Source organism: Robertmurraya sp. DFI.2.37 (genome assembly GCF_029211245.1).
GTDB lineage: Bacteria > Bacillota > Bacilli > Bacillales > Cytobacillaceae > Robertmurraya > Robertmurraya methanolica_A.
This window is the reverse complement of record NZ_JARGEJ010000016.1, coordinates 36,278-50,353: the sequence shown is the minus strand read 5'-3', so window position 1 is coordinate 50,353 and position 14,076 is coordinate 36,278. Positions and strand designations below refer to the sequence as shown.

The following is a 14,076-nucleotide window of genomic DNA, read 5'->3' as shown; positions in this document are numbered from 1 at the left end:
GCCTCCTTTCGGTGAAATACTTAATCAAATTGCTATACCTTTAGTACGGCTAATTTGGAAAAAAGTTTCAATTTTTACGAAATTATTTTGAAAATTCATTTTCATGATTCTCAATCTATCTTCGCACTAAAAATAGAAATCTTAAATAGGTATTTTTACTTTGGAGTGGATAAGCGCTAAATTTAGCCCTCCCGGGTTTTTAGCTTTTCTCATAGCTTGAATCCTCTTTGTTATAGCGAATACAGTAGCATGAGCCATAACAAAGCTTAGCACCAAGAAACTGAAGGCTTGTGCCCGAAAAAAAGGTAACGAGATAATAGCTCTCGATACCTTTTGACTGCACTCTAAAGCGCTGGTTACCACGATGTTATCCTTCAATTAAGAAATACTTCTTCTTTCCACGGCGAATGACGGTGAATTGCCCTTCGATCCGATCCTTATCTGAAAGAACATAATCTAATTCAACCATTCTTTCTCCGTTTACATAAATAGCTCCGTTTGCGACATCCTCACGAGCTTGACGTTTCGATGGAGAAATTTTTGCATTCACCAATAAGTCAACGATTCCAACATCTTCTTTTGTATCTAATTTATATGAAGGCACATCTTTAAAACCTTGCTTTATTTCAGTAGCAGTTAAACTCTTAATGTCCCCACTAAACAGCGATTCCGTAATTTTAATTGCTTGTTTCAGCGCTTCTTCTCCATGAATTAGACGGGTCATTTCCTCCGCAAGCGCCTTTTGTGCTCTGCGTAAATGTGCTTCCTCCTGAACCGATTGTTCCAATGATTCAATCTCTTCTTTAGACAGGAATGTGAAGTATTTTAAGTATTTGACGACATCGGCGTCTGCTGTATTAATCCAAAATTGGTAGAATTCATAAGGAGAGGTTTTCTTCGGATCTAACCAAACAGCACCACCCTCCGTTTTTCCGAATTTTGTACCATCTGCTTTTGTCACTAGTGGAATCGTTAATCCGAATGCTTTTGAATTCTCATCAGTCATTTTACGAATCAACTCAAGGCCTGTTGTAATATTCCCCCATTGATCACTACCACCAATTTGCAGCTTACAATTATGATTTTCATACAAATGTTTAAAATCCATGCCTTGAAGAATCGTATACGTAAATTCTGTGAAAGATATTCCTGTTTCCAAGCGGGACGCAATGGTATCCTTGGCTAGCATGTAATTGATGCCAATATGCTTTCCGTAATCTCTTAAAAATGTAATGATATTCATCGGTGCTGTCCAATCGTAATTGTTGACCATGACAGCTCCATTTTCACCTTCAAAATCAAAGATCATTTTTAACTGTTCCGTTAATGCTACAACATTTTTTTGTACCGTTTCAAGGGTTTGCAGCACTCTTTCCTCAGTGGCCTTTGGATCACCTATCAATCCAGTTGCCCCACCGACAAGAACAATTGGCCGATGACCAGCATTTTGAAATCGCCTTAATGTTAAAAACGGCAGCAAATGGCCAATATGCATGCTGTCTCCAGTTGGATCCATACCACAGTATAAAGAAATTTTTTCATTATTTAACAGTTCCTTTAACCCTTCTTCATCTGTTTGCTGATAAATGATGCCACGCCACTGTAAATCCTGTAATAATTCCATCTTCTTTTCCTCCAAACTTGTTTTGTAAATACGTATGCAGCTAAACATGCTAGCGTCTTTTCATCCAGAGCCTTCGTATCATAAAATTATAATAGATAAGACAAAAGTCCAATAAAAAAATCCCTTCGATTTGATCGAAGGGACGTTAATACGCGGTACCACCCAACTTGAGAACACCAAAAAAAGGCTTCTCCACTTAATTAAGATAACGGAATTTCCGTTTACTGCTAGTACTTGACGGTTCACAGCAAAAGCTCAGGGAGGTAATTCGTGCTCTCTACATGTACTGACTCGCAGCAACCGTCAGCTTTCTGATCCAGAGATAGGAGCACTACTCTTGAAAAGGCTTTGTTAAATACGATTGTTGATAAAACGATTGTTTGAGCCAAAATCAACACCAACATATAGCAAGGCCTTTGGAAATTCGATCCCATCATAGCTTATTTCATATATAAGATAAAGAATTTTTATCATAAAAAGGATGCGTTTGTCAAATAGAATTTAAGTAATATTTGAAAATTATCTTTATCAGCAATACTTGTTTTGCTCTTTATGCTATAATGTATGTGATTTTAGGGGGAATGATAAGATTGAAAGAAAAATTTAATTTCAAACAAATTCTGAAGTCTTGCCAAGATTTTTTTACAAATAAAAAAACAAAAAAAGGTGCAAGCATTACCTATCAGGTAGTATGGAACTTGGTCCTTGTATTTCTCGTTTTAATTATCCTTGGCGGTGCGTTTGCCGGAGGAGTTGGTGCTGGATATTTTGCCTCATTGGTTAAAAATGAACCGCTCCGCTCCTACGATAGTATGAAAAAGGATATATACAACTATGAGGAGACCTCCAATTTGTACTTTGCTAACAACGTTTATTTAGGAAAGCTTCGGACTGACCTTGAACGGGAAGAAGTACAATTAGAAGATGTGTCGGAATTTCTAATCAAAGCGATTGTCGCGACAGAGGACGAGTATTTTTATGAGCACCACGGTGTCGTCCCGAAAGCGCTCATGCGCGCTGTATTTCAGGAAGTGACAAACTCTTCTGTGCAGACTGGTGGTAGTACGTTAACACAGCAGTTAATTAAAAATCAAATTCTTACCAATGAAATTTCGTTTGAACGTAAAGCGAAGGAAATTCTTCTTGCCCTTCGACTTGAAAAGTTCTTTGACAAAGATGAAATTTTGGAAGCTTACTTAAATGTTTCTACTTTCGGGAGAAATTCCTCAGGCAGAAACATCGGGGGAGTTCAAGCAGCCGCAAAGGGAATATTTGGCGTAACTGCGAAGGAGCTTACCTTGCCGCAGGCCGCCTTTATCGCCGGGCTTCCTCAAAGTCCGTTTGGTTATACACCTTTTACAAATAAAGGGGAAATCAAAAGCAATCTAGAACCTGGATTGACACGAATGAAAACTGTTTTACAAAGAATGTATGACAACGGTTCAATTACACAAGCGGAATATGAAGAAGCCTTAAACTATGATATTACACAAGATTTCATCTCTCATTCTACAAGTCCTCAGGAGCAATATCCATATTTAACATTCGAGCTTGAAAAAAGAGCTGTTGATGTATTATCAGTGATTCTCGCTGAAAAAGATGGATATACAGAAGAGGATTTGCAAAAGGATGACGAATTAAAAAAGGAATATTTGACACTGGCCGACCGTGACCTGCGTCAAAACGGCTATGAAATTCATTCAACAATAAATAAAGACATTTATGACGCAATGCAAAAGGTAAAAGATGAATTTGAATATTACGGCAGTGATATTCAAGTTGTTGAAACAGACCCAGAAACGGGCGAAAAGGTAACCGTTAATAAACCTGTTGAAGTTGGAGCTATGCTGATCGAAAACAAAACAGGTAAAATTATTAGCTTTGTCGGCGGCCGGGATTTCTCTCAACAACAATTAAACCATGCAACCAGTGCGAAACGTTCCAATGGTTCAACGATGAAGCCACTGCTTGTGTATGCACCAGCAATGGAACTGGGGAGCTTAGCACCGGGAACGATTTTACCTGACCTACCATTAAAATTAAACCCTGCTTCCAACAATCCATGGCCTAGCAACTATGGAGGAGGGTATAGTGGACTTGTAACTGCCCGTTACGCATTAGCAAGATCATATAATGTCCCTGCTGTAAAAGCATACATCGATATTTTAGGTAAGCGTCCTGCGGAATACTTAACGAAAATGGGCTTCACTTCCCTTACAGAAGAAGATTACTCAAACCGTTCCACTGCAATCGGAGGTTTAACAAACGGAGTCACTGTGGAAGAAAATGTAAATGCCTATGGTACTTTTGCCAACAACGGTCAATTTGTCGATGCTTATATGATTGAAAAAATCGTTGATAAAGATGGGAATGCCATTTATCAACATGAGGCAAAACCAGTAGAAGTATTTAGTCCACAAACGGCTTATTTAACGTATGATATGATGCGCGATGTTGTTCGTTCAGGAACTGCTGGTTCTTTGAACAGTCGCTTAAAATTCAGTGCTGATTGGGCTGGAAAAACCGGAACGAGTCAAGATTATAAAGATGCTTGGTTTGTTGGAATTAATCCGAATGTTTCCTTTGGAACATGGATGGGCTACGATACACCTAAGCCATTACAGGTAACATATAAAGGGATGTCTTATTCAAATCGGAATATTTATTTATGGGCTAAGCTAATGAATGCTGCATACGATGTTGCCCCTGAATTAGTCGATCCAGCAGAAACAATTAAAATGCCAGGTGGAATTGTACGACGTTCCTTCTGTGCTATTTCTGGCTTGCTCCCTTCTGATGCTTGTGCAAGGGCTGGTTTAGTGGAAACAGATTTGTTCAATGCAAAATTTGTTCCAAGTAAAGTTGATGATAGTTTAATTGATGGCAAATATGTTCAAATTGGTGATAAAAAATACTTAGCTTTAGACTCTACACCAGATGAATTTGCGGAACTAGGCGTTATTCTAAACCCTGACTATATCGAAAAAATCTTTGGCATAAGGGTAAACCCACAACAGCTTATTCCTAAGAATAAAGAACGCTGGGCGAAAATATTGCTTCCAGATGATAAAATACAGGAAAATGGGAAAGTTCCAGCGAAGATGGCGGCAAAGGTTACTAGCAACACAATCACTTGGAGCAAACACCCTGAGAATGATGTGATAGGGTACCGTGTATATAAAGACGGAAAGAAAGTTGCTTCAATAAAAGCAGGTGAAACCCTTGCTTATAAAGGTGATAATGGTATCTATTATGTGACCGCCGTAGATATTGCGGGACAAGAGTCAGCGCCTTCAGATGAGATTCGAATCGGTCCTGAAGATAAAGAGGATCCTATCGATCCTAATAAAGGAGAAGAACCGCAAAAACCAGAGAAACCAGAAAAACCGCCTGCTACTCCACCTGTAACCCCTCCAGGCAATGGGGATCAAGATGGAAATGGCGGCGATAAAGAGCCTCCTAATCCACCTGATGATGGAAACGAAAGCTAAAGTTATTACTTTTAGATACAGAGAAAACTTTATTAAGATGCTTGAATGTTAAGTAAGAAGCTGTGTCAAAAAGTCGTTAAAAACGACTTTTTGATATCAGCTTTTTCTTTTGCAGATGAATAAACGGAGAATTTCCTTTTTTTACAAAAAAAATTTCATTCATACATGACGTCTTTCATACGTTCAGTGCGAAAGCGATTGCTGGTTCGAAAATTAGGTTTTTAATTCCCTTTAAAGCCACATAAACTTGATGTTTTCGATTTGGCAAGAATAGTAAATCCAATTCGTTTTTCCATTGCTAAATCAACCATTGAAACCATCTAAGGAAGTTAATAAAGAGGTCCCCCTAAAAACCCTCTTGCTTCCAAATAACCTAGCATTTTTTCATTAATTTTTGTTAAACCATTTTAACTTATTTCGTAGGCAGCCTTGCTTCAATCCCTATTCCCCCAATTAAGCCAGATCGCAATGGTACTACTTCTCACTCTCGTATTAGATTGGCAAAGTAAAATAGTAAAAAACCTCCATTAAAATTACGCAACTATTGTAAATTTACCCTATTTTTTTGAACCATCTCTAAAAAACACAACTATTTTCCTATATATTCACATTGTATAAGTGATAAAAGCCACGGAAATCTCTTTATTATTTGGTTATATTTAGAAAAACATTTAAAATAAGGAGAAAATAATATGCAGCTATTGTTTAAACCAGCAAAAATTTTATTAAACAAGTTTTCATTCTTTAAAAAGTTCCTTGTACTATTTGTCGTAGTATTCTTTACGATCAGCTTCCTGATCTCGACAATCGTCTCCGACATTTACAGTGAAATCGCATTTACAAATAAAGAAAGAACTGGAATTGAACTATTCCAAAAAATTTATCCGCTTATTCAATCTACACAACAGCATCGAGGATTATCGGTGAACGTATTAAGTGGTGAGCAATCAGCAAATAGTTCTCTTAAGGAAGTAGAAGAAAAGATCCATAATGATTTACATTCACTATCTGAAACCTTGAAAGAATTGAAGCATCTTTCAACAGTGCAGGAGGATGTTACATCACTACTTTCAAATTGGGAAACAGTGAAACGTGATGCCCTTTTACTAACCATCCCTGAATCAATTGAATTACATAATCAGTTCATTGACATGATGTTTAGAACTCTATTAAATATTTCCGATGAAACAAATCTATCATTAGATTCCACCCTAATAAATAATCACTTAACCAATTTATTAAAACAAACTCTTCCACAAATCACAGAGTTCATGGGGAAATCAAGGGCTATCGGCGTAGGCGTAGCTACCAAAAGGGAAATAACTGATGAAGAGCACAACGATTTAACATACTTGTTAAAAATGATGGAAGAATATATCACCCAAGGGGAGCGCACATATGAGATTGTCTTTCATCTTGAACCATCCTTGGAAAAAACAATCGGTACTTTTGCAACAAACTCTATTGCCGAAGCGAAACAAATTACCCAAATAATTGAGAATGACTTGTTGGCGGCAACGATCTCCATTGCGCCCGAAGTCTATTTCGATAAAACAACTGACACCATTAATAGTATTTTCGAATTATTGACCTACCAAACAGACGAGTTGGATAAATTACTAACAGCACAAGTGAAGCAATTAACAAATCAATTATATTTAACAGTTACACTCGTCCTTGCAGTTGTTATCGTATTATCATACTTACTTATCGGCTTCTATCTCGCCATTAAAGAGCAAGTAGCAAGTATCCAAAGCATTACTGCCAAAATATCGGAAGGTGATTTGCTCAAGACAGTGCCGATCACATCAAAAGATGAATTCGCCATTATTGGAGAGGCAATTAATAAAATGCTTTCTTCCTTTAAAAAAGTCCTTCGCAACAGCCAAGAGGTCTCTCAAGAGGTGGCAGCGGCAAGTGAACAATTACTCGCCATCACTGAAGAAACAACAAAAGCAACTTACCAGATAACCAATTCCGTTGAAACCGTAACCTCTATTGTAGGTACACAAGTGGATGAGGCGAAAACAAACATGGTGCAAATGGAAGAGTTCGCCCAGAAGCTTTCCCATATTTCAAGCGTTACTCATGAAGTTGGGACAACCTCTTCAATGTCTAGTGAAGAAGCTGAAAACGGAAACGTTATTGTAGAAGATACCATTAAACAAATGGAAGTCATTCATCAATCGGTGCGATTAACTGCAAATGTTATTGAACAGCTGGGAACACGTTCGAAGCAAATTGAAGAAATTTTAAACGCGATAACAGCGATAGCTGAGCAAACGAATCTCTTAAGTTTGAACGCGGCTATTGAAGCGGCAAGAGCTGGGGAACAAGGAAAGGGATTTGCGGTAGTAGCCAATGAAGTGAGGAAGCTAGCGGATAATTCTTCAAAGTCTGTTGAACAAATTCGCACATTAGTGAATGCGATTCAAGCAGACACTCTTCATTCAATTGAATCTATGGAAAAAGTAACGACAGAGGCAACAGCAGGGATGAATCTCGTAAGTAAAACAGGTGAAACTTTTTCCACTATTGCAAATAGCACGAAAAATGTTGCCCATGAGGTTCAAAAGATCGTCAGTTCAATCAATAGCATGCTAACACAATCCAATCAATTAAGAAGTTCGATTGAAAATGTAGCCAAGCAAACAGAAATTACAGAAGATAACATCCAATCTGTAGCTGCTGCTACTGAAGAACAACTTGCCTCTATGGAAGAGGTCACCTCCTCTGTCGATTCATTAAGCATGAGAGCACAACAATTGCAGGAAATGATAGACGATTTTAAACTATAGATGCTCGTCATGACCACTTCACTAAACTTTCGTAGCCACAAATAAAAAGAAAAGCAGTTGTAGTTGAATTGCTAATTCCTACAACTGCTTGATTTTAAAAGAAAAATAAACGATTTGTTTTTCTCTTAAGTCGATTCTTTTCTTTTCCGGCTCCGTATTGAATAGAGTGCATTCGTTACTGTTTGGGCATTTTTTTCAGTAATTTCATTTTTTCTTGGAATCGGCCGATACATTCCTTGTGGATCGTCCCATTCAGAGGGGAGAGTGACAGGAGCTTCTGCTTGCCAACGCTCAATCCACTCCTTCGGGATATCGCCGTAGCATTTCTGATTCCCTGTCATTTCCATCCAAATCAAGCTCCATGCCCTTGGTACAACGCGCCAAATATCATAGCCTCCCCCACCTACAGCAATCCATTTACCATCACAATATTGATGGGCAATTTCATGAGCAAGCTTCGGAATTTCTCGGTAAATTCGCATTGTTGTAGATAAATGTGTCAGTGGATCTAAATAATGGGCATCTGCTCCATTTTGCGTCACAATAACGTCAGGTTTAAAAAATTCAGCAACCTCTCGTACAGAATTCGTGTAAGCATACAACCAAGAGTCATCTTCAGTAAAGGCATCGACCGGTACATTAAAGGAATAACCATATCCTTTTCCTTGCCCCCGTTCATTGACATTTCCCGTTCCTGGAAAAAGGTATCTTCCTGTCTCATGGATCGATAATGTGCAAACATTTGGATCTTCATAAAATGCCCATTGAACACCATCTCCATGATGAGCATCTGTATCGATATATAGCACGCGGGCACCATATTTCTCTTGAATATACTTAATCGCCACAGAGCTGTCATTATAAATACAAAATCCTGATGCCTTTCCCCGAAAACCGTGATGAAGACCTCCTCCTAAATTCACTGCATGCTTGCTCTTTCCTTCCATAACGTAGTCAACAGCAGTCAAGGTTCCGCCAACGAGCAGCGCACTAGCCTCATGCATACCTGGAAAAATGGGTGTGTCCTCTGTTCCCAATCCATAACTTTCTGCCGCATCCTCGGACAGCTCACCATTTCCCGCCTTCTTGACAGCGATTACATAATTGGGATCATGAATAAGCTGCAGTTCTTCGTCAGTAGCCCGTCGAGGAGCAACAATATCTTTACTTGAGATCGCCTTCATTTCCTTTAATAAATCTAAAGTGAGCTTTAATCTTAATTGATTAAAAGGGTGCTCCTTATTAAATTTATAGTTTAATTGTTCTTCAGAAAAAATAAAAATAGAGTCCCGCATCATACTTCCATCCCCGGAAGATTTGGCCATAGCACCTCATGCCCTGATTTCTCAAGTTCTTCAATTAAGCGAAGCGGATTCATCGTTTGGATCCTTAAGGCAATTATTTTAAAGTCCTCATCTCTTTTATCAGGGTATACGAGCACACTTAATATGTTCACCTTGCAGTTTTGAATATCTGAAAATAAGCGAAAGAGCATCCCCATCTTATTACGCACGCGAATCTCAATTTGTGAGCCGGGCTGATGAGCTCCGGTCAATTCTACTAAAGTATGAAGTAAATCCGTTTGCGTAATAATTCCTACTAGCCTTTTATCCTTCAAAATTGGAAGGCAGCCAATTTTACTTTCATAAAAAATGGCAGCGACCTCTTCAACGAAATCCAATGGATGACCAGTAATCACTTCCGTTGTCATAATCGATTCCAAAGGTTTTTGTAAAATTTCCCGATTATCATCAAAGAAAAAAATTGAAGGGATTGCTTCCTTTATATCGCGATCCGTCACAATGCCGATTAAACGCATGTCACGATCGACGATGGGGATATGCTTTATTCGATTTTCTTTCATTAAATGAATTGCTTCTTCTATCGTATTTTCTTTTTCTAATGTATACAGTTTCGAAATCATTATTTCTTCGACAATCATCATGAAACCTCCTAAACACTCTTTACTTCCTTACGTAAAGACAACGGTTCTAGTACATAAACCGATTCATAAAACGAAGCTGATCAAATCTTTGGATCGATTCATTATCAACTCGTTTCCCAATTTTCACCATTAAGCAATTAGCCGGATGGGAACTGATTTCCGGGTCATCTGTTGCAAACCATTCAAGTCCGCCAGCATTCATCATCTTTTCCATTACTTTACGATATTCCCATACATTTAATCCCGTCCCTTTTAAATCCCAATGCCAGTAATATTCCGTTGTAATCGTTATATAGTCTTCCATTGCATCATCCATCATTGAAACGATGAGGAGATTTTTCCCCACCTGACAGCCCCGAAATTTCGGAATGACCTCAATAGCTCCTAATTCGATAAGATTGTCCATTTTTCCTTCTGACCATCTTTCCAAAGGATCAGGGTATAAATACGTGACATAGCCAACTATCATTTGCTTATGCCTCGCGATAATAATTCTTCCTTCTGGCAAATCCGCAATCCCAAGCAATGCTTTATGCTGCTGAGCTGCAGGGCGAAACGCCACCAGATCCTCATGAAACTCCAATTGCGATAACGTCTCTGAGGAAATCGGCCCTTCGATTATTAAATCTCCATGAGGAGTCTTTAGTTCTTTCGCATTATATGTTTTTTTATGTTCCACGGCTCCACCACCTAAATATTTTAATTGATTCACAAAAAACTTCTTTAGCGTGATCCAGTCTATCTAAACCGATAATGAGATTAACTCAATATGAATAATTACTATTATTATACATGAATTAATTTATAATAAAGCGCTTTCACAAAATTTTCAGTATTTTTATTATTTTAGTGACTTTTATCATTATTTTACAAATGAATATTTTTAAAATTGTGAAAAGTAATTATTTGTAATATAATAAATACAACGATATCAAAAAGGGGGATACTTTTTACAATGAAATTGGAAACGCTACCAGTTATACAAGGGGAATATAACTTACAAAATTATCGTGAAACATATGAAAACTTCGATTGGAAGGAAGTCGAAAAGCAATTTTCTTGGGCCGAGACAGGGCTTGTAAATATGGCTCATGAAGCGATCGATAAACATGCAAATTCCTATCGAAAAAATAAAGTCGCCCTATATTACCGTGATGCTAATCGAAATGAAAAGTATACCTTTAAAGAAATGAAGGAGCTTACAAATAAGGCTGGAAATGTACTGAAAACGTATGGGGATGTTGAAAAAGGGGATCGAGTATTTATTTTTATGCCCCGCTCTCCTGAACTATATTTCACTGTACTAGGCGCTATTAAGTTGGGTGCGATCGTTGGTCCTTTATTTGAAGCATTTATGGAAGGGGCGGTTCGGGATCGACTCGAAGATAGTGAAGCAAAGGTGCTCGTCACAACACCTGAATTGCTTGAACGCGTTCCAGTGGGCGAATTACCCGCTTTAAAGCATATTTTCCTCGTTGGTCATGAAATTCAAGAGAGCGAACAATATATTGATTTTAATAAGCGTCTGCAAGAGGCAAGCAATAAGCTGGAAATCGAATGGGTGGAAAGAACGGACGGATTAATTCTTCACTACACTTCAGGCTCAACTGGCAAACCAAAGGGTGTTTTACATGTTCATAACGCCATGCTCCAGCATTATCAAACAGCTAAATGGGTGCTTGATCTGCGGGATGATGATGTTTATTGGTGTACGGCTGATCCAGGCTGGGTAACTGGCACATCATATGGGATATTCGGCCCTTGGTTAACAGGAACGTCCAATCTCATTGTTGGAGGAAGATTTGATCCAAATACATGGTACAAAATGCTTGAAGAGTATGGCGTAACCGTTTGGTACAGCGCTCCTACTGCATTTCGCATGCTGATGGGGGCTGGAGATGAAATTATTAAAGACTATGATCTAAGCCAGCTTCGCCATATACTTAGTGTGGGAGAACCGCTTAATCCTGAAGTTGTTAGATGGGGAATGAAAGTATTTAATCGTCGCATCCATGACAATTGGTGGATGACGGAAACAGGTGCACAGTTAATTTCCAATTATCCTTGTATGGAAATACGCCCAGGTTCTATGGGAAAACCTATTCCAGGTGTGAAAGCGGCTATCGTCGATAACCAAGGAAATGAGCTGCCAGCAAATCGCATGGGAAATTTAGCGATCAAAAAAGGCTGGCCATCGATGATGAAAACCATTTGGAACAATGAGGAAAAATATCAATCCTACTTTATGCCAGGTGATTGGTATGTCTCTGGAGATTCAGCCTATATGGATGAGGACGGATATTTCTGGTTCCAAGGCCGTGTTGACGATGTCATTATGACTTCTGGTGAACGAGTAGGACCATTTGAAGTGGAAAGCAAACTGGTTGAACACCCAGCAGTAGCTGAAGCAGGCGTAATCGGCAAGCCTGATCCAGTTCGCGGGGAAATTATCAAAGCCTTCATTGCTCTCCGTGATGGTTACGAAGTAAGTGATGATTTAAAGGAAGATATTCGTCAATTTGTGAAGAAAGGACTTGCAGCACATGCAGCACCACGTGAAATTGAATTCCGTGATAAGCTTCCAAAAACTCGAAGCGGAAAAATTATGCGACGTGTCCTTAAAGCATGGGAGCTCGACTTACCAACTGGCGATTTATCAACAATGGAGGATTAAAGGTGTGAGAGGCCGTTTCTCCTATACTCCTTTAATTCCGTAGGAAATCCAGCATATTCCAAGTTACATTAGACAAAAACGAGGACGTCCATTATCAGGACGCCCTCGTTTTATTATGCGCTCCTTACTTCGTAGAGCTGCGCAGTTCAATGCGGTGTGGCAGAATTACCGTTTGCTCTGACACTTTCTCTTTATTCATTAATTTTGTTAATAAGCGCATGGCTACCGCTCCGATATCATACAACGGCTGAACAACGGTTGTAAGCTGTGGACGAACCATTAACGCTAGCCTTGTATTATCTGATGAAATCACTTCAAAGTCAGCAGGAATGCTATAGCCTTGATCCTCTGCCCCATGAACAACCCCTAAAGCCATTTCATCTGAGCCAACAAATATGGCAGTAGGCTTGTCTTCAAGCTCCATTAATTTTTCAAATGCTTCAATTCCAGAATCGTAAGTATAGTCCCCTTCAACAACCAATTCTTCGTTGTAATCAATACCGGCTTCATGAAGTGCACGCTTGTACCCGATTAATTTTTTCTTTTCATTAATTGGCTCATGGAATGGTCCAATCACGAAAGCAATCTTCTTATGACCTTTTTCAACAAAAGAAGAAACTGCATCGTATGTCGCTTGTTCATGATCAATGTTTACAGATGGAACCTGTTCTGTTTCTTCAATAGAACCAGCCAATACAATTGGTACAGGAGATTTTTCAAATTCCTCCACATGTTCCTCAGTGATATTCCCACCCATAAACACGATTCCATCTACTTGTTTTCCAAGCATGGTATTTAATAAGTGAAGTTCTTTTTCTTTATTCTGGTCCGAGTTACTCAAAATAATATTGTACTTGTACATGGTTGCGATATCCTCAATCCCTCGCGCTAACTCTGCGAAAAAGGTACTTGAAATATCTGGAATAACTACTCCAACTGTTGTTGTTTTCTTACTTGCCAGCCCTCGTGCCACCGCATTGGGTCTGTAGCCTAATCGGCTTATTACTTCTAATACCTTTTTTCTCGTAGCAGGCTTTACATTGGGATTCCCGTTCACAACACGCGAAACTGTTGCCATCGATACGTTAGCTTCTCTTGCCACATCGTATATCGTTATATTCATCACAATCGACTCCTTATTCTAAAACAATGATTTATTTTTATTTTAACCTATATTAACACGCTTTAGTGTGTAATTATGTACTTAATAATACTTCACTCCGCTATCTCTCGCAATGTCAAGACTAATTTTTTTACAAAAAAGTCGAAAATCAATGACAAAATCCCTTATTTTTCTTAAAGATTTCTTAATGAGCATTGAAAATCGTCAACAAATTGAGAGCAAGTGAGGCTTTAACCTAATAAAAAACTTCGAGCTCAGTATAAGCTTTATAAAAGCATTTTTTCCTCGATGTTTTCTGAACATCTTTCTTCTATTGTTATTTCCATCCTTATAGCTTAAAGATTTCAAGTCATAATAGTCTCCCGTAACAGTGTTGTGTCTAGCACTTATTCAGCAAAAATGAAACAGCCTTCTGCCCACA

8 protein-coding genes and 1 other annotated feature are annotated in these 14,076 nt (G+C 38.6%); of the genes, 3 read left to right on the top strand and 5 right to left on the bottom strand.

The genetic code is table 11. From position 1 onward, the window contains the following. Positions 1–367: 367 nt before the first annotated feature. Positions 368–1,624, bottom strand: coding sequence for a tyrosine--tRNA ligase (tyrS, locus tag PZE06_RS10930; RefSeq protein WP_150915704.1), 1,257 nt, complete (start codon positions 1,622–1,624; stop codon positions 368–370). 135 nt (positions 1,625–1,759) lie between these two features. After that, positions 1,760–1,977, bottom strand: a binding site (T-box leader). Positions 1,978–2,205: 228 nt separating this feature from the next. Between tyrS and PZE06_RS10925 the strand changes: the two genes are divergently transcribed. Continuing rightward, entirely contained in the window at positions 2,206–5,115 is a 2,910-nt protein-coding gene (locus PZE06_RS10925; protein WP_150915703.1) for a transglycosylase domain-containing protein, read from the top strand. A gap of 692 nt (positions 5,116–5,807) precedes the next feature. After that, on the top strand, positions 5,808–7,913 hold the full coding sequence (locus tag PZE06_RS10920; protein ID WP_150915702.1) for a methyl-accepting chemotaxis protein: 2,106 nt from the start codon (positions 5,808–5,810) through the stop codon (positions 7,911–7,913). A gap of 125 nt (positions 7,914–8,038) precedes the next feature. On the opposite strand, the gene PZE06_RS10915 is transcribed toward PZE06_RS10920, so the two are convergent. Genes PZE06_RS10915 through PZE06_RS10905 form a run of 3 tightly spaced genes read right to left on the bottom strand, consistent with a single transcriptional unit; the run spans position 8,039 to position 10,537 of the window. Next, positions 8,039–9,211, bottom strand: a complete 1,173-nt coding sequence (locus PZE06_RS10915) for an acetoin utilization protein AcuC (RefSeq protein WP_150915749.1) — start codon at positions 9,209–9,211, stop codon at positions 8,039–8,041. Beyond that, positions 9,208–9,855 carry an acetoin utilization AcuB family protein gene (locus tag PZE06_RS10910; RefSeq protein WP_150915750.1) on the bottom strand — a complete coding sequence of 216 codons (648 nt, stop codon included), beginning with the start codon at positions 9,853–9,855 and terminating at the stop codon, positions 9,208–9,210. The genes PZE06_RS10915 and PZE06_RS10910 overlap by 4 nt, the downstream gene beginning before the upstream one ends. A 49-nt stretch (positions 9,856–9,904) precedes the next feature. Next, complete coding sequence (locus PZE06_RS10905; RefSeq protein WP_150915701.1) at positions 9,905–10,537, bottom strand: GNAT family N-acetyltransferase; 633 nt, start codon at positions 10,535–10,537, stop codon at positions 9,905–9,907. Positions 10,538–10,813: 276 nt separating this feature from the next. Between PZE06_RS10905 and acsA the strand changes: the two genes are divergently transcribed. Next, the gene (gene acsA, locus PZE06_RS10900; protein ID WP_150915700.1) at positions 10,814–12,532 is read left to right on the top strand and encodes an acetate--CoA ligase; all 1,719 of its coding nucleotides are present in this window, start codon (positions 10,814–10,816) and stop codon (positions 12,530–12,532) included. A 124-nt stretch (positions 12,533–12,656) separates the two neighbouring features. On the opposite strand, the gene ccpA is transcribed toward acsA, so the two are convergent. Continuing rightward, the gene (gene ccpA, locus PZE06_RS10895; protein WP_150915699.1) at positions 12,657–13,655 is read right to left on the bottom strand and encodes a catabolite control protein A; all 999 of its coding nucleotides are present in this window, start codon (positions 13,653–13,655) and stop codon (positions 12,657–12,659) included. Positions 13,656–14,076: the final 421 nt, after the last annotated feature.